Origin of the sequence: Rhizobium terricola, from assembly GCF_012927355.1 — a bacterium.
Taxonomy (GTDB): Bacteria; Pseudomonadota; Alphaproteobacteria; order Rhizobiales; family Rhizobiaceae; genus Allorhizobium; species Allorhizobium terricola.
In genome coordinates this window covers 1,881,111-1,901,789 of record NZ_JABBGK010000001.1, presented here as the reverse complement: position 1 = coordinate 1,901,789, position 20,679 = coordinate 1,881,111, and the positions used below count along the sequence as shown (strand labels likewise).

General features: G+C 62.4%; 21 protein-coding genes and 1 pseudogene. 13 read left to right on the top strand and 9 right to left on the bottom strand.

The features are described 5' to 3' along the window. Positions 1–27: 27 nt before the first annotated feature. On the bottom strand, positions 28–2,097 hold the full coding sequence (locus HHL25_RS09080; protein ID WP_169589267.1) for a lytic transglycosylase domain-containing protein: 2,070 nt from the start codon (positions 2,095–2,097) through the stop codon (positions 28–30). A 221-nt stretch (positions 2,098–2,318) separates the two neighbouring features. Here HHL25_RS09080 and dapA point away from each other — a divergent pair, with 221 nt between their 5' ends. The 3 genes from dapA (at position 2,319) to HHL25_RS09065 (ending at position 4,246) form a co-directional block, all read left to right on the top strand. Further along, positions 2,319–3,203 (top strand): 4-hydroxy-tetrahydrodipicolinate synthase, encoded by an 885-nt coding sequence (gene dapA / locus HHL25_RS09075; protein ID WP_169589265.1) that lies wholly within the window; start codon positions 2,319–2,321, stop codon positions 3,201–3,203. Positions 3,204–3,345: 142 nt separating this feature from the next. After that, the gene (gene smpB, locus HHL25_RS09070) at positions 3,346–3,825 is read left to right on the top strand and encodes an SsrA-binding protein SmpB (RefSeq protein ID WP_169589263.1); all 480 of its coding nucleotides are present in this window, start codon (positions 3,346–3,348) and stop codon (positions 3,823–3,825) included. 4 nt (positions 3,826–3,829) lie between these two features. Beyond that, positions 3,830–4,246 carry a DUF3830 family protein gene (locus HHL25_RS09065; RefSeq protein WP_390624504.1) on the top strand — a complete coding sequence of 139 codons (417 nt, stop codon included), beginning with the start codon at positions 3,830–3,832 and terminating at the stop codon, positions 4,244–4,246. A gap of 81 nt (positions 4,247–4,327) precedes the next feature. On the opposite strand, the gene HHL25_RS09060 is transcribed toward HHL25_RS09065, so the two are convergent. Then, a complete protein-coding gene (locus HHL25_RS09060; RefSeq protein WP_169589261.1) occupies positions 4,328–5,842 on the bottom strand; it encodes a globin-coupled sensor protein in 1,515 nt (504 codons plus the stop codon). Positions 5,843–6,216: 374 nt separating this feature from the next. Beyond that, complete coding sequence (locus HHL25_RS09055; protein ID WP_169589259.1) at positions 6,217–6,798, bottom strand: LabA-like NYN domain-containing protein; 582 nt, start codon at positions 6,796–6,798, stop codon at positions 6,217–6,219. Between the two features lie 299 nt (positions 6,799–7,097). Here HHL25_RS09055 and rpoZ point away from each other — a divergent pair, with 299 nt between their 5' ends. The 9 genes from rpoZ (at position 7,098) to era (ending at position 14,543) form a co-directional block, all read left to right on the top strand. Next, positions 7,098–7,499, top strand: a complete 402-nt coding sequence (gene rpoZ / locus HHL25_RS09050) for a DNA-directed RNA polymerase subunit omega (protein ID WP_169589257.1) — start codon at positions 7,098–7,100, stop codon at positions 7,497–7,499. 94 nt (positions 7,500–7,593) lie between these two features. Beyond that, positions 7,594–9,816, top strand: a complete 2,223-nt coding sequence (locus tag HHL25_RS09045; protein WP_169589255.1) for a RelA/SpoT family protein — start codon at positions 7,594–7,596, stop codon at positions 9,814–9,816. Between the two features lie 97 nt (positions 9,817–9,913). Beyond that, the gene (locus tag HHL25_RS09040) at positions 9,914–10,495 is read left to right on the top strand and encodes a hypothetical protein (protein WP_169589253.1); all 582 of its coding nucleotides are present in this window, start codon (positions 9,914–9,916) and stop codon (positions 10,493–10,495) included. Between the two features lie 243 nt (positions 10,496–10,738). After that, positions 10,739–10,891 carry a DUF3563 family protein gene (locus HHL25_RS09035; RefSeq protein WP_169589251.1) on the top strand — a complete coding sequence of 51 codons (153 nt, stop codon included), beginning with the start codon at positions 10,739–10,741 and terminating at the stop codon, positions 10,889–10,891. Between the two features lie 120 nt (positions 10,892–11,011). Beyond that, a complete protein-coding gene (locus HHL25_RS09030; protein WP_169589249.1) occupies positions 11,012–11,593 on the top strand; it encodes a DUF2062 domain-containing protein in 582 nt (193 codons plus the stop codon). Between the two features lie 30 nt (positions 11,594–11,623). After that, positions 11,624–12,028, top strand: coding sequence for a holo-ACP synthase (gene acpS, locus HHL25_RS09025; RefSeq protein WP_169589247.1), 405 nt, complete (start codon positions 11,624–11,626; stop codon positions 12,026–12,028). A gap of 98 nt (positions 12,029–12,126) precedes the next feature. Beyond that, positions 12,127–12,870, top strand: a complete 744-nt coding sequence (gene lepB, locus HHL25_RS09020; protein WP_169589245.1) for a signal peptidase I — start codon at positions 12,127–12,129, stop codon at positions 12,868–12,870. After that, a complete protein-coding gene (gene rnc / locus HHL25_RS09015) occupies positions 12,867–13,589 on the top strand; it encodes a ribonuclease III (RefSeq protein ID WP_169589243.1) in 723 nt (240 codons plus the stop codon). Before lepB ends, rnc begins: the two co-directional genes overlap by 4 nt. Before the next feature lie 9 nt (positions 13,590–13,598). Continuing rightward, complete coding sequence (gene era / locus HHL25_RS09010; protein ID WP_169589241.1) at positions 13,599–14,543, top strand: GTPase Era; 945 nt, start codon at positions 13,599–13,601, stop codon at positions 14,541–14,543. Positions 14,544–14,549: 6 nt separating this feature from the next. Here the strand turns inward: era and HHL25_RS09005 are convergent, their stop codons facing one another. Then, a complete protein-coding gene (locus HHL25_RS09005; RefSeq protein WP_169589239.1) occupies positions 14,550–15,650 on the bottom strand; it encodes an AbrB family transcriptional regulator in 1,101 nt (366 codons plus the stop codon). Positions 15,651–15,831: 181 nt separating this feature from the next. On the opposite strand from HHL25_RS09005, the gene recO reads away from it, so the two are divergent. Then, entirely contained in the window at positions 15,832–16,605 is a 774-nt protein-coding gene (recO, locus tag HHL25_RS09000) for a DNA repair protein RecO (RefSeq protein ID WP_169589237.1), read from the top strand. Here the strand turns inward: recO and HHL25_RS08995 are convergent. From HHL25_RS08995 to HHL25_RS08975, 5 genes and pseudogenes are all read right to left on the bottom strand, one after another. Then, on the bottom strand, positions 16,533–16,784 hold the full coding sequence (locus HHL25_RS08995; protein ID WP_169589235.1) for a hypothetical protein: 252 nt from the start codon (positions 16,782–16,784) through the stop codon (positions 16,533–16,535). The genes recO and HHL25_RS08995 overlap by 73 nt on opposite strands. A gap of 402 nt (positions 16,785–17,186) precedes the next feature. After that, complete coding sequence (locus HHL25_RS08990) at positions 17,187–18,407, bottom strand: MFS transporter (RefSeq protein ID WP_169589233.1); 1,221 nt, start codon at positions 18,405–18,407, stop codon at positions 17,187–17,189. A gap of 155 nt (positions 18,408–18,562) precedes the next feature. Then, positions 18,563–18,670: pseudogene (locus HHL25_RS23740) on the bottom strand (flagellin); the annotation flags it as partial. Between the two features lie 473 nt (positions 18,671–19,143). Further along, a complete protein-coding gene (locus tag HHL25_RS08980; protein WP_169589229.1) occupies positions 19,144–19,995 on the bottom strand; it encodes an MOSC domain-containing protein in 852 nt (283 codons plus the stop codon). 8 nt (positions 19,996–20,003) lie between these two features. Next, positions 20,004–20,657, bottom strand: a complete 654-nt coding sequence (locus tag HHL25_RS08975; RefSeq protein WP_169589226.1) for an HD domain-containing protein — start codon at positions 20,655–20,657, stop codon at positions 20,004–20,006. Between the last annotated feature and the right edge of the window lie 22 nt (positions 20,658–20,679).

Below are 20,679 nucleotides of genomic sequence, written 5' to 3'. Positions count from 1 at the left end.
CAGTTTCACCGATCCGCCAAAGGCGGTTCAGCGGCCGTAGCGCAGGTCGTGGACGATGTCGGCCTTCTGGCCGAGGCGGCTCTTGTAGATCTGGTAGTTTTCCATGACTCTCTGCACATAATTGCGGGTCTCGGGGAAGGGGATCCGCTCGATCCAGTCCACCACCTCGTCGATCGGCTTGCCGCGCGGATCGCCGTAACGCGCGATCCATTCCGGCGCGCGTTTCGGCCCTGCATTGTAGGCGACGAAGGTCAGGATATAGGAACCATCGAAGGCGTCGATCTGCTCGCCGAGATAATGGGCGCCGAGCGTGGCATTATAGCCGGCATCGCTGGTGAGCTTTTCCTTGGAGAAGGCGAGGCCATGACGGACCGCGACATTCTTGGCGGTGCCTGGCATCAACTGCAGGAGCCCGCGCGCATCGGCGGGTGAAACCGCGGCCGGGTTGAACGCACTTTCCTGTCGCGCGATCGCATAGGCGAGCGCCTTGCCGGAGCCCGCAATGTTGGCGCCTGCCGGAATGACGCCGATCGGGAAGGCGAGAGCCGGCACGTTGATGCCGCGCGCATAGGCCGTCTTGCCGATTTGCAGCGAAAGCTGATGATTGCCGTTGTTCTCGGCTTTTGCCGTGAGGAGCGCGAGTTCACCGGGATTGTCGAGCTGCTGGGCAAGGGCCCGGTAGAGGCTGTCGCCGCGCCAGCCATGCCCTGCGGCCTCATAGCGGGCAATCGCCTGGACGGCTTCGCGCGTGGCGAAACGCTCCCGCTCTTCCGCTGTCGGCTGGGGATAGGGAATGGCAAGCCTCTCGCCCTTGATCCGGGCCTGGGCGAGTTGACCGTAGAAAGTGCTCGGGAAGCGTGCTGCCTTGGCGAAATATTCCGCCGATTTCCCGTCTCCGGTCAGTTCGGACGACCGGCCGAGCCAGTACCAGGCCCGTGAAGCGGAAAGCGGCCGGTCGGAGACCTGCAGGATTTTGCGGAAATGCGCCGCCGCCGTCTCCCCGTCCTTGAGGCCGCGCAGCGCATACCATCCGGCGTGGAATTCCGCGTCGGCCACGTCGACGGCGTCCGTCGCGGTGTGGCGTGCCGCCAGCTGGTAGGCCGCCTTGAATTTGCCGTCGTCGGCAAGGCCACGCGCCACGATGCGCTGTTCGTTCCACCACTCGCCGGTATTGATGAGCTTTGCCGGATCGCGCGGCGCGTTGGCCAGAAGTTTTGCCGCGTCCTCATACTTGTCCTGCCGGCGCAACAGTTCGATGCGGGCGAAGAGATAAGCCGGGTCATTGTGCCAGCGCGGGTCCACCGCCTTCAGCAATGCGCCGGCCTTGGGAGATTTCGCCAGCACGGCCGTCCAGGCATTATAAAGAGACTGCGCCTCTCCGAGCGTCGAAAAGCGCTTTGCCTGAGTGGTGCGGCCGCGATAGAGCAGGTAGTCCATCCGCGCCTTGTGGTCGCCGACGCCGAGAATGCCGGAAAACTCCTTGAGGATGCGGCTTTCAAGCGCCGTGTCGAGCGCCTCGCCATGCCAGAACTTGCGGAGGACCTCGGCCGCATTCGCCTTGTCGCCGGATGCAAGATAGGCGCGCGCGAGGATGATGCCGCCTTCCGCGGTTTCCGGCAACGTCGTGCCGAAGGCCGACAGCACGTCGGCGGGCGCAGGGTTCTCGCGATAGAGGGCCCGTTCCGAATTGGCGCGAAAGGCCGAAAGCCCCGGCCAGCCCTTCAACTCGCGTTGCGCGTTGGCAATCTCTGCGGATGGAATGTCGGAAAGCCCGGACATGGCGATCGACCATGTCAGCATGTGCCGGTCGAGGCCTTCTGGAAGCTGGTTGCGAATGGTGATTGCCCGCGCCCCGTCCTTGTCCGACAGGGCGTCGAGCCCGGTCTTCAGCAGCGGATTGGCGATATTCATCCGGGCCGTGCGCGGAATGGCCCCCGTGACCTCCAGCGAGGGGGGCGACGCCGTCGCGGCGGAGGGGAGTGCGGGTTTCGGCGAGGGGATAGGCACGCCGGTGTTGCACACCGCATCGCCGGCCACGCCGAAGCCGGCGGCGACCATGGCACCGAAGACAGTTGCCAGAATATCCGATCTTCTCATTGGGTTACCCGCCGGAGAATGCGCATATGCTCCATTAGTCACCGGCCAGATTAACGAAATCTTACCCGGAAGGCAAAAATACGGCCTTTGATGCGGCCGAAAACTGACATAAAAGCCCGGCCAGTCGGCTTGTCGCGCTCCTGTCGGCAAAGTAATGTGCGCGCGTTGTAACCAAGGAATACGGCCGAAGCGTGGATGCCGGCCTTGAGGAGTTTTGTTGCATGTTCCAGGGATCGATTCCCGCACTCGTCACGCCCTTCACCGAAACCGGTGCAGTGGACGAGAAAGCCTTTGCCGCCCATGTGGAATGGCAGATCGCCGAGGGTTCGACGGGCCTCGTGCCGGTCGGCACCACGGGTGAATCGCCGACGCTTTCCCATGACGAGCACAAACGGGTCGTGGAACTCTGCATCGACGTCGCTGCCAAACGCGTTCCGGTGATCGCCGGCGCCGGCTCGAACAACACGAAGGAAGCGATCGAACTCGCCCAGCACGCCGAAAAGGTCGGTGCCGATGCGTTGCTCGTCGTCACGCCCTATTACAACAAGCCGACGCAGAAGGGCCTCTTCGCCCACTATGCGGCGATCGCCGAAGCCGTGAAGCTGCCGATCTTCATCTACAACATCCCGGGCCGCTCGGTCGTCGACATGACGCCGGAGACCATGGGATCGCTGGCGAAGGCTTACAAGAATATTGTCGGCGTCAAGGATGCGACCGGCAAGCTGGAACGCGTGTCCGACCAGCGCATCACCTGCGGCAAGGATTTCATCCAGCTCTCGGGCGAGGATGCGACCGCACTCGGCTTCAACGCCCATGGTGGTCTCGGCTGCATCTCTGTCACGGCCAATGCCGCACCGAAGCTCTGTGCCGAGTTCCAGGCGGCAACGCTCGCCGGCGACTACAAGAAGGCGCTCGAATACCAGGATCGCCTGATGCCGCTGCACAAGGCGATCTTCATGGAGCCCGGCCTCTGCGGCGTGAAATACGCCCTGTCGAAGCTTGGCCGCATGAGCCGCACGGTGCGCCTGCCGCTGCTTCCGACGCTCGAAGCCTCGACCGAGGCCGCAATCGACGCAGCGCTCAAGCATGCCAGCCTGATCGGCTGAACCTGATTGCCGGGGTGGGCTGCGGCCTTGTTCCGGCTTCTTCCCTTCCGGCGGTTGCTATACTACATAAGAGCGACAAGAGCCGGACGGATGCCCGCCGACCGGCAACAACAAGCATGTCGGGCGGAACGGAATTTCACCCATGGCACCCAGAGGCAGCCAGCGCACGGTCAACAAGGTTGTCGCGGAAAACCGCAAGGCCCGCTTCAACTACGAGATCATCGACACCTACGAGGCCGGTCTTCAGTTGACCGGCACCGAGGTCAAGTCGTTGCGTGAAGGCAAGGCGAACATCGCCGAATCCTACGCCTCCGACGAGGGTGACGAGATCTGGCTGATCAATTCCCATCTGCCGGAATATCTCCAGGCCAACCGCTTCAACCACGAGCCGCGCCGCCGTCGCAAGCTGCTGCTCAACAAGCGCGAGATCAGCAGGCTGCGCGCTGCCATCAATCGCGAAGGCATGACGCTCGTTCCGCTGAAGATCTATTTCAACGAGAAGGGCAGGGCCAAGCTCGAACTGGCGCTCGCCAAGGGCAAGAAGCTGCACGACAAGCGCGAGACGGAGAAGGAGCGCGACTGGAACCGCCAGAAGACCCGTCTTCTGAAGACCGGCGGTTGAGCGCATGGGCGACATGCTGAAGGTTGCTGTCGGCCCGTTCCAGTTCACGGCCCGTTTCGAAAGCGAAAAGGCGCCCGAAACCTGCCGGATCTTCAAGACCTTCCTGCCGTTCCGCAACCAGACGATTCATTCCCGCTGGAGCGGCGAGGCCGTGTGGGTTCCGCTCGGGGATTTTCAGTTCGGCGCGGGATTTGAGAACCACACCTGCCATCCGTCGCGCGGCGATATCCTGCTTTATCCCGGCGGCTACAGCGAGACGGAGCTTCTCTTTGCTTATGGCAGCTCGCATTTCGCCAGCAAGATGGGTGCGCTTGCGGGCAATCATGTCCTGACGATCGTCGAGGGACGGGACAATCTCGAAGCCATGGGCAAAATGGTGCTCTGGCAGGGCGCCCAGCCCATCAGCTTCGAGGCGCTTTAGGCGTTCCAGGCAATTGGCCAGTTGCATTTTTGAGACGTGTCAGCGCGGCCGACCTGGGCCGACCGCGCCGGATTCGGCGCCTTACGCGGCGTAGCGCTGGCGATATTCCTGCGACTGCCGTGGCATCGACATTTCCTTCGAGACCGTGAAGCGCGAGACCAGTCTCGTCAGATGATGAGAAACGTCGAGCAGCGTGTGGGTGGAGGCGTTGGTTTCCTCGACCATGGCGGCATTCTGCTGGGTCATCTGGTCCATGCTGTTGATGGCGGCGTTGATTTCGCTGATCCCGGCCGACTGCTCCTGCGACGAGGTGGTGATCGCCGCGATGTGGCCGTTGATCGCGTGGACCTGCTCGCCGATCGTCGTCAGTGCCTCGCCGGTCTTGTGAACCAGCGACACGCCGCGCGCGACGTCCTGCGAGGCGCGGTCGATCAACGTCTTGATCTCCTTGGCCGCCGCTGCCGAACGCTGGGCAAGTTCACGCACTTCCTGTGCCACGACCGCGAAGCCCCGGCCGCTTTCGCCGGCGCGCGCCGCCTCGACACCGGCATTGAGCGCCAGAAGATTGGTCTGGAACGAAATCTCGTCGATCACGCTGATGATGTGGGTGATCTTCCTCGAGGATGCCTCGATGTCGCCCATCGCTTCGACGGCCTGCTCCACGACCTTGCCGGATCGCACGGCTTCGTCGGCGGAAGCTGTCACGGCTTCCCGGGCTTCCTGGGTGCGCAGCGCAGTCTGCTTGGCGACGGTGGTGATCTGTTCGAGCGCTGCAGCCGTCTCCTCGAGGGCGGCCGCCTGCTGCTCCGTCCGCTTTGCCATCTCGTCAGTTGCCGATGTCAGCTCGCGCGAATTGGATGCGGTTCGCGACGCCTCGGTGTAGATCTCGGCAAAGGCCGAGCCTAGCGCATTGACCGCCTGGTTGAAGTTGGTGCGCAGATTGTCGAACTTGGGGGACAGTTCCCGGTCGATCGTTGCGGTCAGATCCCCGTTGCTCAAGCGGTCGAGCGCCGTATCAATTGCCGCGAGCGCAACTTCCTGCTCCTGTTCGAGCCTGTGGCGCTCTTCCTCGACCCGCGAGCGCTCTTCGGCCAGTGCATCCAGGTAGACCGAGATCGAATAGTCCATGTCCAGCATGGCGGCCTTCATGATCGTGGTCAGGTTCTCTGTGAGCCGCTTGGCCTTGCGACCCTGCATGAATCCGCGAAGCTCCTCGGCGATCACCCCCTCCATGATCCCTTCGAGCACCAGCGCATAGCCGCCGATATACCAGCGCGGTTCCAGGCCTAGCCGAGCGTGGGTACGGCCGATTGTCGAGACCGCCTCGACATACTGAGCGTCGAGCTTGCCCGAGCTGATCAGCGACCAATGCGCCTCCTGCTTCTGCTTGGCGTGTGCGATGTGCGCGTCGCTTGCAAAGAAGCGTGCGGTTTCCGGATGCGACTTGGCGCGTGCGTAAAATTCGTCGAGCGCAGGTCCGATCGTAGCCTTGATCTGCGGCTGCAGGCTGGCAAGGCGCTGACGCTCCTCGACGTCGAGGCCGAGAAAGCTAAGGCGATCTTTGAGGTGGGAAGCGGAGCTGTTGTTACCGGACATTTCTGAAGTGACCTATAAATATATGGGGGCTGAATGGCCGTGCAGATAGGTTGCCCCCGGAGGAGAGTAAACCGCGGTCGCGGCGCTCTTTGCGTTCGCGATTAACGAAGAATGAAGTGTTAGACGTAATTTGATGAAGAGAATGATAATAATCAAATATTGGACGGCGAAGCGACGCGGAAAGTCGACCGCGTCAGGCGCGGAAGGGTGCCTCGATTGAACCGGAAAATGAACGCTCCGCCGAAGAAAAGCGATAATCTTCAGATGGTTAGGTGTGCCGTGCGTCAGATCCCGCCTTGGCGCATTCCTGAGTCGCGCCGCGTATTCCCCCTCAAATATGAGGGGTTCGGGGCAATTCTCCTGTCCGCGGGCTATTACTCGCCCATATCGTTCGTGGCAACGGGCTCTACGACGCGCGGCGGACGTTCGCTCGGATCGCGGCCGATTTCGGCCTTGAGCGAGATGAGGTCGATGAAGTGGTCCGACTGGCGGCGCAGATCGTCGGCGATCATCGGCGGCTGGGTTGCCATCGTCGACACGACGGAGACCTTGCGGCCCTTGCGCTGCAGCGCTTCGACGAGCGTGGTGAAGTCGCCGTCGCCGGAGAAGATCACCAGGTGATCGACCGTCTCGGATTGCTCCATGGCATCGATGGCGAGCTCGATATCCATATTGCCCTTGACCTTGCGGCGGCCCATCGAGTCGGTGAACTCCTTGGCCGGTTTGGTGATGACCTTGTAGCCGTTATAGTCCAGCCAGTCGATCAGCGGGCGAATGGAGGAATATTCCTGGTCTTCGATCAGGGCGGTGTAGTAATACGCGCGAAGAAGGTATCCGCGCTTCTGAAAGGCCTTGAGAAGTTTGCGGTAATCGATGTCAAAGCCGAGGCTTTTGGAGGCGGCATAGAGGTTAGCGCCATCGATGAACAGTGCTATCTTTTCCCGGGGATCGAACATCGCGTAAATATCCTTTGTTCGGAATAGGAGTCAGTGGCAAAAGACAATCAAAACAAAACCTTGCCGTATTGCTCATGAATATTCCACTTAAATTATGAAATATTCATATACGGAATCATTTAGGGCAGGCGAAGCGATATTCCAAGCACGCATAAGTTGAATTAAGCGCTTTGAGACGGCATTTTTCGCGGCGTTCGCCCGTCAGCCCCCGGTTGAGGCTGACGAAAAACTTGAATTTGCCTTCCATTGATTGTATCGGGCTGCTAAATCCTTAAATTCCCCAGCGCAAAGGACAGGCAATGGCCCGTGTCACCGTTGAAGACTGCATCGACAAAGTAGATAACCGCTTCGAGCTCGTGCTGCTCGCCAGCCATCGTGCGCGCCAGATCTCGCAGGGTGCTCCGATCACGGTCGACCGCGACAAGGACAAGAACCCGGTCGTCGCCCTGCGCGAAATTGCCGACGAGACGCTCTCGCCGGACGATCTCAAGGAAGACCTCATCCACTCGCTGCAGAAGCACGTCGAAGTCGACGAGCCGGAGCAGGACGCCGGTTCGCTGATCGCCGCTTCCGCCGTATCGGCCAAGGGCGACGAAGAGGACGACCTGCCGGAAACCCTGACCTTCGACCAGATGTCCGAAGAAGACCTGCTGGCCGGCATCGAAGGCCTGGTTCCGCCGGAAAAGAGCGACGATTACTAATCGTCAAGTAATCGGGCTTTAAAGTTTCGGAAGTTCGGTCTCGTGCGCCAATCCGCGTTGATTGGCGCGCTTTTCGTTTATGGAGCAGCCTCGGATGATGCGGCAATACGAGCTCGTAGAGCGGGTTCAGAAATACAAGCCCGATGCCAACGAAGCTCTCCTGAACAAGGCATATGTCTATGCCATGCAGAAGCACGGCAAGCAGACACGCGCCAGCGGCGATCCCTATATCTCGCATCCGCTCGAAGTTGCCGCCATCCTCACCGAAATGCGCCTCGACGAGTCGACGATCGCGGTTGCCCTGCTGCACGACACGATCGAGGATACGACGGCGACCCGCGCCGAGATCGACGAGCTGTTCGGCGAGGATATCGGCCGCCTGGTCGAGGGCCTGACCAAGCTGAAGAAACTCGATCTCGTCTCGAAGAAGGCCAAGCAGGCGGAAAATCTCCGCAAGCTGCTGCTGGCGATCTCCGACGACGTCCGCGTTCTGCTCGTCAAGCTGGCCGACCGCCTGCACAACATGCGCACCCTCGAGCACATGCGCGACGACAAGCGCGCCCGCATCTCCGAGGAGACGATGGAAATCTATGCGCCGCTTGCCGGCCGCATGGGTATGCAGGACATGCGCGACGAGCTGGAGGACCTGTCCTTCCGCTATATCAATCCAGAAGCCTACGAGACGGTCACCCAGCGTCTCGCCGAACTCTCGCAGCGCAATGAGGGCCTGATCAAGAAGATCGAGGACGAACTGCGCGAACTGCTGGTCGCCAACGGCCTGCTCAACGCCTCGGTGAAGGGGCGCCAGAAGCAGCCCTATTCCGTCTTCCGCAAGATGCAGTCGAAGTCGCTGTCCTTCGAGCAGCTTTCCGACGTCTACGGCTTCCGCCTCATCGTCGACGACGTTCCGGCCTGCTATCGCGCGCTCGGCATCGTTCACACCCGCTGGCGCGTCGTGCCGGGCCGCTTCAAGGATTACATCTCGACCCCGAAGCAGAACGACTACCGTTCGATCCACACGACCATCGTCGGCCCGTCGCGCCAGCGTATCGAGCTGCAGATCCGCACCCGGCGCATGCACGAGATCGCCGAATACGGCATCGCGGCGCACGCCCTCTACAAGGACGGCGAGGGCGGTGGCGACGGCGAACTGCTGTCTCGTGAAAGCAATGCCTATTCGTGGCTGCGCCACACCATCGAGGCCTTGGCCGAGGGTGACAGCCCCGAGGAATTCCTCGAGCACACCAAGCTCGAACTGTTCCAGGATCAGGTCTTCTGCTTCACCCCCAAGGGCAAGCTGATCGCCCTGCCGCGCGGCGCGACCCCGATCGACTTCGCCTATGCGGTGCACACCAATATCGGCGACACCACGGTCGGCGCCAAGATCAACGGTTCGATCATGCCGCTCGTCACCCGCCTGTCGAACGGCGACGAGGTCGAGATCATCCGCTCAGGCGTGCAGGTGCCCCCTGCTGCCTGGGAGGAGATCGTAGTGACCGGCAAGGCGCGCGCCGCCATTCGCCGTGCGACCCGTATGGCGATCCGCAAGCAGTATGCCGGTCTCGGCCACCGTATTCTGGAACGCACCTTCGAGCGTGCCGGCAAGATCTTTTCGCGAGACACGCTGCGTCCGGTGCTGCACCGGCTCGGCCAGCGCGATGTGGAGGACGCGATCGCTGCCGTCGGCCGTGGCGAGATGTCGTCGATCGACGTGCTGCGCGCCGTCTACCCGGATTACCAGGACGAACGCGTGACGGTGAAGCCCTCGACCGACGAGGGCTGGTTCGCGATGAACAGCGCCAATGGCATGGTCTTCAAGATCCCCGGCAAACCGCGCGGCAAGGACGAAGGCGGGGCGGACGCCCAGGATCGGTTGCCGATCCGCGGTCTCGGAAACAATGCCGAGGTGCATTTCTCGCCGGCCGGTGCCGTGCCCGGCGACCGCATCGTCGGCATCATGGAAGACGGCAAGGGCATCACCATCTATCCGATCCAGGCCTCGACGCTCCAGAAGTTCGACGACGAGCCCGAACGCTGGATCGACGTGCGCTGGGATCTCGACGAGGCAAACAAGTCCCGCTTCATGGCTCGCATCCTGATCAATGCGATCAACGAGCCGGGAACCCTTGCGACCGTCGCCCAGACCGTCGCGCGCCTCGACATCAATATTCGCACGCTCTCCATGGTGCGCGTCGCTGCCGATTTCACCGAGATGGCGATTGACGTCGAGGTCTGGGACCTGCGCCAGCTGAACCAGTTGATTGTCGAGATGAAGGAGCTCGACTGCATCTCGACCGTCAAGCGCGTCTACGACTGAGCCAAGCCTGCGGCGTCTCTATCTCGGGGCGTCGTGGTCTTGATACCCGGTGAGGCCTCGTGCACTGTGTGGCGACGAGACGAGGGGATTTCTGACGATGCGGATGGGGCGTGGCCGACTGCTGCTCTTGTTGTGGGCAGGCTTGCTGCCTTGCGCGGTTCAGGCCGGCGAAGGGGAACAGAAATTCCTCTATGGCCGTGCGCTGAAGGTCGGCGAGCTTGGCTGGGCCTGTTTCACCCGTCACTACGACCAGCCGCATCTCGACGCTCATCCCCGTCAGAACGTGACGGCCATGACCGTGCTTGCCTATCGTCCCGACGGCGAAGGTTACGACGAGAGCATCGTCAATCTCGAATTCGGTTTTCGTGGCGTGAGCGATCCGGTTCAGTTGTCGGGCGGCTGTTGTCCCGAGCCCGACGGGCAGGGCGTTCTTTCCTGCGCGATCGAATGCGACGGCGGCGAGTTCACCTTGCGCCGCCGGGGCGACCGGTCCGTGCTGCTCGACATCACCCGCGACATCGAGATGTGCGAGGACGGTGACAGCCTGCCCGGGGGCGGGCTCGGCTCCGACGACAGGCGGTTCCGTCTCGACCGCACCGGCATAGAGGCTTGCCTGACCCTTATCTGGGACGAGGAGATCCGCGGAAAGCTCATCGAGGCGGCCAGGTCGGCGAACTAGAGCAATTCCAGGAAAAGTGTGAAGCGGTTTTCCGTCCGGAATTGCGTGGAAACAAAGAGAGAGCTTTTCCATGATCCGGACAAAGTTGGAACCGCTCAGGCGGTTAACACGGTTTCCCGATCGTTAAGCCTTCCTTAGCTCGCCATGCAGCGCTTGCATGCCAGTGCATCTTTATCTGAACTGGTAAATTGTGCGCCGCACAATTATCTTTGGCTCAAGTACAGAGACAAAGAGGATAGAGAAATGTTCAAGCCGCTTCGCAATATCGCCCGTGCCCTTCGCGTTCCCACCGCTGCCGAACGCGAGATGGCCTATCTCAACGGTGCCCGCGACATGGTCGACCTCGAATTCCGCCAGCGCGAAATCGAGCGCGGCATGTTCCGCAAGGGCTTCTGAGCCAGTTTGCCGAATGGATCGGGCGCGCTTTCCGCGCGCCTTTGAATGACGGACGGGGCATGGCAAATTGGCCGGCACCCGCTCTTGTCTGCATGGGGGATGATCCCCTACATGTGACCTATGTTGTTCAGCCGCCGCAGACCCGCCGGATTGCTTGAGAAGATGCGCGGCCTCGTCTGGCCGGCCAAGGGTTTTTCGCGACCTTTCCACTATTACCGGATGCGCATCCTGCGCCTCAGCGCGTCGCCGCATGCGGTTGCGGCCGGCATTGCTTCCGGCATGATGGCGGCGTGGACACCGTTTCTCGGGTTTCACATCGTCCTGTCTGTCGTTCTCGCCTGGATCGTCGCCGGCGACGTGATCGCCGCAGCCCTCGCGACCGCCTTTGCCAATCCGCTCACCTTTCCCTTCATCTGGGCCGCGACCTGGAAGATAGGCACCTGGATGCTGGGTGGCGACCTCGCCGCCGGCCATCATCATCTCGACCTGCATCATCTGCTCGGCAGCGTCGGCTGGGCCGATCTCTGGCGTCCGGTGATCGAGCCGATGCTGATCGGCGCGATCCCGCCGGCGCTCGTCAGCGGTCTGTTCGCCTATGGCCTGACCTTCCTTCTCGTGCGGCGCTATCGCGACCGGCGCCGCCTGCGCCTTGCCGAAGGCGCGCGGCTGCGCGCCGGTGCGGCCATCCATCCCGCCCCCTGACCAGACGATCCAACCAGACCGGAAAGCCCCATGATCCTTGGCATCGGCAGCGACCTCATCGACATCCGCCGCATCGAGCAGTCGCTCGAACGTCATGGCGAGCGCTTCACCCAGCGCTGTTTCACTGAGGTCGAGCGCCGCAAGGCGGATGGCCGCAAGAACCGCGCCGCGACCTATGCCAAGCGGTTTGCCGCCAAGGAAGCGATGGCCAAGGCGCTCGGAACCGGAATTGCCCAGGGCGTGTTCTGGCGGGATCTCGGCGTGGTCAATGCGCCGAGCGGCAAGCCCACCATGCAGCTGACCGGCGGCGCCGCCGAGTTTTTGAAGAAAATGCTGCCGCCCCGCCATGAAGCGGTCATTCATCTGACCATTACTGACGACTATCCCCTGGCGCAGGCCTTCGTGATCATCGAGGCCCGACCGGTGGAGGCCTGAACGGCCCACTTGCAAGGGGAATTCCGTGCCTCTGCCGTTGCCGCAGGGGCGCGAACCGACTAGACAGGGCAGGAATTGCCAGAAGAGGAAGTGAAAGCGTGGTCGAACAAGCCGAAAAGAAGCACAGTGCTCTGTGGGAGAACATCAAGGTCGTTATCCAGGCCTTGCTGCTGGCCATGGTGATCCGCACGGTGCTGTTCCAGCCCTTCACCATTCCGTCGGGCTCGATGATGCCGACCCTTCTCGTCGGCGACTACATCTTCGTCAACAAGTTCTCCTACGGTTACTCCAAGTATTCGCTGCCCTTCTCGCCGGACCTCTTCGAGGGCCGCATCTTCGGCAGCCAGCCCGAGCGCGGCGACATCGTCGTCTTCCGCTTCCCGCCGAACCCGAAGGTCGACTACATCAAGCGTCTCGTCGGCCTGCCGGGCGACCGCATCCAGGTCATCAACGGCGTGCTCAACATCAACGGCAAGCCGGTCCCGCGCGCCGAGGACGGCCGCTTCACCTCGGATTACAGCCTCGACCCGGGCACCGACGTGCCGGTCTTCCGCGAAACCATGGACAACGGCGTCAGCTACGACACACTCGACCAGGCGCTCGACACCCGAGGCGACAACACCCGCGAGTTCATCGTGCCGGAAGGCCATTACTTCATGATGGGCGACAACCGCGACAACTCGCTCGACAGCCGCTTCGACGTCGGCTTCGTGCCGGAGGAGAACCTGATCGGCCGCGCATCGGTGATCTTCTTCTCGCTCGGCAACGACACGTCTTTCCGCGAAATCTGGAAATGGCCGTCCAACATGCGTTGGGATCGCTTGTTCAAGGTGGTTGAATGAAGAGAACGAAAGGGCTCGGCGAAGAGGATCGGGCGCGGATCGAAGCCGCGATCGGTCATAGCTTTGCCGAGCGGGACCGGCTTGATCGCGCGCTCACCCATTCGAGCGCGACGCCGACGTCCAAGGGCAGCGACTACGAGCGCCTGGAGTTTCTCGGCGATCGCGTCCTCGGCCTGTGCGTCGCCGAACTGCTGTTCACCACCTTCCGCAAGGCCACCGAAGGCGAGCTTTCGGTCCGCTTCAACCAACTGGTCAGCGCGGAAACCTGCGCGGTAATCGCCGATGAACTGGAGCTGCATCGCTTCATCCGCACCGGCGCGGACGTGAAGAAGCTGACCGGCAAGGCCATGCTGAACGTCCGGGCGGATGTGGTGGAGAGCCTGATCGCCGCGATCTATCTGGATGCGGGGCTGGAGGCGGCACGTGGCTTCATCCTGAAGTTCTGGGGAGAGCGTGCGAGCCGCGCCGACGGCGCCCGGCGCGACGCCAAGACGGAATTGCAGGAATGGGCGCATGCGAAATACGCAAAGACCCCGGCCTACCGGATTGCCGAACGCTCCGGACCGGATCATGATCCCCGTTTCACGGTGATCGTCGAAATTCCCGGCATTGCGCCGGAAAGTGGAACCGATCGTTCCAAGCGCGCTGCCGAGCAGGTGGCCGCCACGAAAATTCTCGAACGCGAAGGCGTCTGGTCGAAGTCCCCGGACGCAGGCTGATTGGAAAAGATGAGCGAAACTGAAAACCCCTCCGTCGAAGGCGCCGCTGCCGGCGACAAGCCCACGCATTCCGGCTTCGTGGCCCTGATCGGACCGACCAATGCCGGTAAGTCGACGCTGCTCAACCGTCTCGTCGGTGCCAAGGTGTCGATCGTCAGCCACAAGGTGCAGACGACGCGCGCCATCGTGCGCGGCATTGCGATCCATGACAACGCGCAGATCGTCTTCATGGACACCCCCGGCATCTTCAAGCCCCGCCGCAGGCTCGACCGCGCAATGGTGACCTCGGCATGGGGCGGCGCCAAGGATGCCGACCTTATCCTGCTTCTGATCGACAGCGAGCGTGGCCTGCGCGGCGATGCCGAGGCGATCCTCGAAGGGCTGAAGGATGTGCACCAGCCGAAGATCCTCGTCTTGAACAAGATCGACCGCGTGCGTCCGGAAGACCTGCTGAAGCTCGCCGCCAAGGCGAACGAGGCGATTGCCTTCGAACAGACCTTCATGGTGTCGGCGACCACCGGCTCCGGCTGCGAAGACCTGATGGACTTCCTCGCAAAGCGCCTGCCCGAAGGCCCCTGGTACTACCCGGAAGACCAGATCTCCGATCTGCCGATGCGCCAGCTCGCCGCCGAGATCACCCGTGAAAAGCTCTTCCTGCGCCTGCACCAGGAGCTTCCCTATTCCTCGCATGTCGAGACCGAGAAGTGGGAAGAGCGAAAGGACGGCTCGGTGCGCATCGAGCAGGTCATCTATGTCGAGCGTGACAGCCAGAAGAAGATCGTGCTCGGCAAGAACGGGGATGCGATCAAGTCGATTTCGACCGCCTCGCGCAAGGAACTGTCCGAGATCCTCGAACAGCCGGTTCACCTCTTCCTCTTCGTCAAGGTCCGCGAGAACTGGGGCGACGACCCGGAACGTTTCCGCGAGATGGGGCTCGAGTTCCCGAGGAACTGAGCGCGCTCAGCGCTCTATGCGGCGGGCGACGAACTTCGAGATCGGCCCGCCGAGCAGCAGCACGAGGAAGAGCCTTGCGGTCTGCAGCGCCATGACGAAGGACAGGTCAACGGGCGACGACGCGGCGATGATCGCGACCGAATCGAGCCCGCCTGGGCTCGTCGCGAGATAGGCTGTCAGCGGATCGATCCCGAGCGTGATGGTGAGCAGCGCCGCGAGCCCGCCGCAAAACACGATCAGCACGACGATCGACGCGACGATCTGCGGCAGGGCGTGGGCTGCGTGCCTGAGGATGCGGCGCGTGAAGCTGAGGCCGATCTTCCAACCCAGAACCCCGTAGCCGACGGCCAGCAGCCATGGCGGCAGGTCGATCGTGATGTAACCCGCGGCGTGAAGGCCGGCGGTCGCGATCAGCGGCAGCAGCATGGTGCCGGCCGGCATCTTCAATCGCGCACCGACCATGCTGGCGATGAAGGAGACGGCGAGCGTCTTGGCGAGTTCGATCGGGTCGAATGCCGGGAACCACACGGTTTCGGGCACCGGTCCGCCGCTCGCATGAAAGAAGAAGGCCGCGACCAGCGACGCTGCCGTCGCCACGCAGACCACCCTGAGATACTGCATGAAGGCGACGAGCCTCACGTCTCCGCCATGCGCTTCGGCCATTAGCATCATGGCGGAGGCGGCACCCGCCGACGTGCCCCAGACGGCGGTTGTCCCAGGCAGGCTGCCGCTCCTTGCCATGAAATAGCCCATGATGCTGCTGGATGCGATGACCGCCAGCACGATCGACAGGAAGAGAGGCCAGTCGGCAGCGAAGGTCCGGACGATTTCCGCGTCGAGCGAACGGGCGATCACGCAGCCGATCAGCGAATGGGCCGCGACATATGGCAGTTTGTGAACGGAGAGCCGAGCACCGTTGGTGGCCACGACAATCGCCGCGACCATCGGGCCGAGCAGCAGCGAGCCCGGCAGGTGGATGAGCTGCAGGACCGCGGAAAACAAGGCCGAGATGACGAGAAGAATGAGCCAGCGCACCAGGAGCGGCAATCGGGTGAGCAAACCCGGATCGGGCGTCGGGTCCGGAGAGCCGGTGGTGATGACGGGCATGGGCGATAGGCTCTCGTACTGACAGGACGCAGGTGGGTTATGTCACGACTATACCGATTCGTGTGACGCAGGGTCGACGAGTTGTGAAACATCACATTTCGTATGCGTCCCATCGCCGGATGCGCTGGCGGTGCTTCAGTTCAGGCTGTGCCGAAAGGGGAAAATGCGATAGAACCGAACCATGCAATGGACCGATGAAGCGATATTCCTGGGGGCTCGCCGTCACGGCGAGACGAGCGTCATTGGCGAGGTGATGACACGCGATCGCGGGCGCCATCTCGGCATGATCCGTGGTGGTCGTTCGCGGACGATGCAGCCTGTGCTGCAGCCCGGAAACCGCGTGGAAGTCACGTGGCGGGCGCGGCTTGATGAACATCTCGGTGAGTTTCGCGTCGAGCCGGTCAGGTTGCGCGCCTCCCGATTGATGGAAAGCGCGACGGCGGTCTACGGTGTGCAGGCGCTCGCCGCCCTGCTGCGCCTACTGCCGGAGCGCGAGCCGCATCCGCATCTCTTCGAGGCGCTCGACGTCATCCTCGACCATCTGGATGAACCGGCTGCCGCCGGCGAACTGTTCATCCGCTTCGAACTGGCGGTGCTCAACGATCTCGGCTTCGGCCTGGATCTCGACCAGTGTGCGGCTACGGGCCGGCGCGAGGATCTGGCATTCGTGTCGCCGAAGACGGGAAGGGCGATTTCGAGGGACGCAGGCGCCCCTTGGGCCGATCGCATGCTGGCGCTTCCGGGGTTTCTTGGCGCAGGCGCGTCGAGCGCCGCCGACGAGGAGAGCCTGGCGGCCGCTTTCCGACTGACGGGCTTCTTCCTCAATCGTCACGTCTACGAGCCGCGCGGGCTCGAAGCCGGCGCGGCCCGGGAAGGCTTCTGTCAGGCGGCGTTGAAGACCCTGCGGGCAGCCGCACCGCCGGCGCCGTTGGCCGCGACGCGAAACATGCCCTGATCGTCTTCCGAGTTCTGCAGGTGCTGATGGATCGCGCGCTGCAGTTCGCCGACGCTGCGATAGGTGCCGCCATCCAGTTCGATGACCGGATACTTGACGGCGATGAACTTCAGCCTGTCGCCATCGGGAATGGTGATCCCGACGGGAATGCCGGCATATTCGATAACTTGCTTTTCCATAACGGTTTCCCCGCCCGCGCCAGTGCGCAGACTTAAATATGATGCGTCGATTGTTGAATTCAGTGCTTGCGCAGCGTCACATTCGACAGGTGCATTTTCGGCGATTGAGCGTCGCCACACCGAGGGGGGATTTATGCCAAGGGCGGACGGCATGATGGAAAACAATATTCATTTTCGCAGACCTCCTTTTTTGGCAAGGGCTTCCGTCGTGAAAGCCTCGTTGGTTTAATGCTTCGGTTTTCGACCGGGCAGGACAAAGGTAGGTGCCCGACATTCTCCCGTCAACAGGTATGGAAAGAAAAATAAAATAAAATTCTTTCATGCTCCTGAATGGGGCGGATTGCGGCAAAAATCGATCGCCGTTGCCGCAATCATTAAAAAAGCGATCCTGGAGCGTGCGCGTCAGGCAGCGGCCGGCAGGCCGCGTTCCACCGGTCGTTCGGCGATCGGCCAATGCACGACCGCGGCGAACAGGCCGAGTGCGACCCCGAGCCACCAGACGCTGTCATACGAACCGAAGCGGTCGTAGAGATAGCCGCCCATCCACACGCCGAGGAACGAGCCGATCTGGTGCGACAGGAAGACCAGCCCGCCAAGAAGGCCGAGATGGCGCGTTCCGAACATGATCGCCACCAGCGCATTGGTCGGCGGGACCGTCGACAGCCAGAGCAGGCCCATCACCGCCGCGAACAGGATGACCGACGTCGGCGTCTGCGGCAGAAGCAGGAAGGCCGTCACGGCGATCGAGCGGCCGATATAGATCAGGGCCAGGAAATACGGCTTCGAATAGCGCTGGCCGATCGCACCGGATGCAAGCGAGCCGATGATGTTGAAGAAACCGATCAGGGCCATTGCGATCACCGCATAGCGGGCCTCGATACCGATATCGCCGAGATAGGCCGGGAAATGCGCCGTGATGAACGCCACCTGGAAGCCGCAGACGAAGAAGCCGGTGGTCAGCAGTAGGTAGCTCTTGTGTCCGAGCGCCTCCCGCAAGGCTTCGCCGACCGATTGCTGGAACTGGTTCTGTGACTGGCTGCCCGAGCTCGCGTTGCCGCGCAAAGGGAAGGCGAGCAGGGGGACGATCAGCATCATGACGGACATCACGACCAGCCCGTCCGACCAGCCGACATTGCTGATGAGGGCCTGGCTGAGTGGCGCGAACAGGAACATGCCCGCCGAACCCGCCGCGGTGCCGATGCCGAACGCCATCGAGCGCTGCTCGGGCGTGACGTGCCGAGCGAAGGCCGAGAGGATGACGCTGAAGGAACCGGCGCCGATCGCCATGCCGACCAGGACGCCGCCGCCGATATGCAGCCAGATCGGGGCATTGGCATGGGCCATCAGCAGCAGCCCGATGGCATAGAGAATACCCGAGACGGTCAGGACGCGGCCGGTGCCGTACTTGTCGGCGAGTGCACCAAAGAACGGTTGGCTCATGCCCCAGAACAGGTTCTGCAGCGCCATGGCGAGACCAAAGGTCGAACGATCCCAGCCGGTATCGGCGAGCATCGGCAGCTGGAAGAAACCCATGGCGGACCGTGGCCCGAAGGTCAGCATTGCGATGAGCGAGCCGCTGGTAATCAGCAGCCAGGGCATGGGTGTGCGGGCAGTCGAGGCCATGAATCGTCTCCTTTAGGAGACTGAAAGATAGAGTGAGGCCGCGCCACAGCCAAACGCATTCTCGTGAAGCTTCGATCAACCAAATTGATTGAAGCCAAGTCATTGCGCAGCAAAATTGAATGATCGAGCCGCAGATCCGTCCGCCGCGCCGCCGTTTACTGGAACAGCCTCAGGATGGCGCGTGCGTCGGCATTGGCGATGGACAGCGACTGAATGCCGAGTTGCTGGCTTGCGAGCAAGGCCTTGAGACGAATGGAGGCCTCTCCGACTTCCGGCTCGAGACCTTCATAGGACAGGTGATCTTCTTCGATCGGCAGTTCGTCTTCGAGCGCATCGCTCCACGCCGTCCATGATTCGGGCCGGGTGCCCGGCAGGTCTATCGTCCATTGCTGGCCGGAGTTCTCGCGGGAGACGGGATCGGCAACGCGACGAGGCCCGGCTTCCGGATCGGAGCCGATCAGTCTCAACGTGTCAAAAATGCCGGCATAGTTGCTGACGGAGGGGAACGAAGTCATGGGGTCTGCCCTGGAACGCTTGGGAAAATCGCGAGCCGGGAGAAACCCGTCGCCCAGTCATGGCGCATCGTTTCGCTGACATAGGTCTAGCGATATTTAGTAAAACAAAAATTAAGACTGCAACAAATCGTCTGGTATTTATAGTTGTCTGTCGTAATCATTTCGGAAACGGTCTGCAACGGCGGTTTGCCCCGGCTGCCGTCCCGCGTGTCAATCCTGCTTCAGCCGCGTTTCTTGATCGCCCAGCCGTCCGGCCTTTTCTCCGTGATCCGCACCGTGTCGCCGATTTTGAGCACGCCTTCGCCGCGCGGAACGGCATTCCATCCGAACAGCGGACCGGGCACACGACGGTCGGCCGACATGCGGATGCGCCCCATGGCGGGCATCGGATTGGCACCCTCGCGGGAACCGGTTTGCTGGTGCTGGGTGGTCATGATGCAGCGCGCGCAGGGCTTGACCAGGTCGAAGGGAATCCCACCGATCTCGATGCTTGCCCAGCTGTCCTCGGCCCAGGCTTCGTCGCAGTCGACCACGATGTTCGGCCGGAAGCGTTCCATACCGACGGATCCTTCCCCGTGCGCGGCCATGTCGGCGTTGAGCGCCTTCAGCGAGCCGGTGGTGGTGACGAGCACCTGATAGCCGTCGGCAAAGCTGACGGGACTGTCCGGACCGGCCCATTCGGCGTTTGCCTTGCGGGATGCCGCGCCGTCGAAAAAGACCAGCTTGACCGGGCGGCCGAACCATTCGGACAGGCGCTCGTTGACGCTGTCTTCGGCGACCGCCGCGCTGACCACCGATTTCCACACCGCCACGTCGATGCGACGGTCGGGATGCGGCGGCGCGACCATCATGTCGCGGCCGTCGGAGAGTGTCAGCTGGAGGTGGGTCGCCTGGGGCAGTGCGGTCAGCCGTGCCAGTTCCGGCAATTCCCGCTGCGTGATGAAATGCCCCGACGGGTCGGTGAGCATCATGCGCCGGTCGCCGGAGATACCCAGCGCGTCGAGGCGGGCCGACGGTAAGGCGATGCCGCGGGCGCTCTTGAGTGGGTAGACGTGGAGTTCGGTGATATGCATGGCGGACCTCAGATCTCGTCGATGAACTGCGCCAGGACGGTCTTCAGCCTGTCATGGCGCTCGCGGGCAAGGAGGCTCCCTGCCTTGGTCTGGAAATTATCGGAAAGCTTGAAGAGCTTCGCCGCGAAGTGATCGATCGCAAACGCGCGATCGTCGATTTCCCGGGCTTGCGCCAGCGGGTCGGCGGGATCGTAGAGGGCCGATCCCATGCGGCCGGCGGTATAGAAGCAGCGCGCGGCGCCGACCATCCCGATCGCGTCGAGCCGGTCGGCATCCTGCAATATCTTCGCCTCGAGCGTTTCGGGCGTGATGTTGGCGGTGAAGCTGTGGGCCGTGATAGCATGTGCGACCGCCTCGACATCACTGGGCGGCCAGCCGCGGGCGGCGAGTACGGCACTCGCCTTTTCCGCAGCCAGTCGTGAAGCCTGCGAACGCAAGGGCGAGCTCTTCTCGACCGCGACGCAATCATGCAGCAGGACGGCTGCCGCGAGGATGCGCCCGTCGCCGCCTTCGCTGGCATGGATCCGCATGGCGTTGCGGAACACCCGATGGATATGGGCGAGATCGTGCGAGCCGTCATCGCCCTGGATGGCATGGGGAAGCAGGTCGCGGGCCAGGGCCTCGTGCGGTGCGAAGCTTGTTTCGTCGAGGCCGTTCGTCATGGCGGATCCGGATGCGGGAACT

Excerpts from the sequence above, each read along its gene's own strand:
- HHL25_RS09080 (WP_169589267.1), bottom strand. The coding sequence starts at position 2,097 with ATGAGAAGATCGGATATTCTGGCAACTGTCTTCGGTGCCATGGTCGCC.
- dapA (WP_169589265.1), top strand. The coding sequence starts at position 2,319 with ATGTTCCAGGGATCGATTCCCGCACTCGTCACGCCCTTCACCGAAACC.
- smpB (WP_169589263.1), top strand. The coding sequence starts at position 3,346 with ATGGCACCCAGAGGCAGCCAGCGCACGGTCAACAAGGTTGTCGCGGAA.
- HHL25_RS09065 (WP_390624504.1), top strand. The coding sequence starts at position 3,830 with ATGGGCGACATGCTGAAGGTTGCTGTCGGCCCGTTCCAGTTCACGGCC.
- HHL25_RS09060 (WP_169589261.1), bottom strand. The coding sequence starts at position 5,842 with ATGTCCGGTAACAACAGCTCCGCTTCCCACCTCAAAGATCGCCTTAGC.
- HHL25_RS09055 (WP_169589259.1), bottom strand. The coding sequence starts at position 6,798 with ATGTTCGATCCCCGGGAAAAGATAGCACTGTTCATCGATGGCGCTAAC.
- rpoZ (WP_169589257.1), top strand. The coding sequence starts at position 7,098 with ATGGCCCGTGTCACCGTTGAAGACTGCATCGACAAAGTAGATAACCGC.
- HHL25_RS09045 (WP_169589255.1), top strand. The coding sequence starts at position 7,594 with ATGATGCGGCAATACGAGCTCGTAGAGCGGGTTCAGAAATACAAGCCC.
- HHL25_RS09040 (WP_169589253.1), top strand. The coding sequence starts at position 9,914 with ATGCGGATGGGGCGTGGCCGACTGCTGCTCTTGTTGTGGGCAGGCTTG.
- HHL25_RS09035 (WP_169589251.1), top strand. The coding sequence starts at position 10,739 with ATGTTCAAGCCGCTTCGCAATATCGCCCGTGCCCTTCGCGTTCCCACC.
- HHL25_RS09030 (WP_169589249.1), top strand. The coding sequence starts at position 11,012 with ATGTTGTTCAGCCGCCGCAGACCCGCCGGATTGCTTGAGAAGATGCGC.
- acpS (WP_169589247.1), top strand. The coding sequence starts at position 11,624 with ATGATCCTTGGCATCGGCAGCGACCTCATCGACATCCGCCGCATCGAG.
- rnc (WP_169589243.1), top strand. The coding sequence starts at position 12,867 with ATGAAGAGAACGAAAGGGCTCGGCGAAGAGGATCGGGCGCGGATCGAA.
- era (WP_169589241.1), top strand. The coding sequence starts at position 13,599 with ATGAGCGAAACTGAAAACCCCTCCGTCGAAGGCGCCGCTGCCGGCGAC.
- HHL25_RS09005 (WP_169589239.1), bottom strand. The coding sequence starts at position 15,650 with ATGCCCGTCATCACCACCGGCTCTCCGGACCCGACGCCCGATCCGGGT.
- recO (WP_169589237.1), top strand. The coding sequence starts at position 15,832 with ATGCAATGGACCGATGAAGCGATATTCCTGGGGGCTCGCCGTCACGGC.
- HHL25_RS08995 (WP_169589235.1), bottom strand. The coding sequence starts at position 16,784 with ATGGAAAAGCAAGTTATCGAATATGCCGGCATTCCCGTCGGGATCACC.
- HHL25_RS08990 (WP_169589233.1), bottom strand. The coding sequence starts at position 18,407 with ATGGCCTCGACTGCCCGCACACCCATGCCCTGGCTGCTGATTACCAGC.
- HHL25_RS08980 (WP_169589229.1), bottom strand. The coding sequence starts at position 19,995 with ATGCATATCACCGAACTCCACGTCTACCCACTCAAGAGCGCCCGCGGC.
- HHL25_RS08975 (WP_169589226.1), bottom strand. The coding sequence starts at position 20,657 with ATGACGAACGGCCTCGACGAAACAAGCTTCGCACCGCACGAGGCCCTG.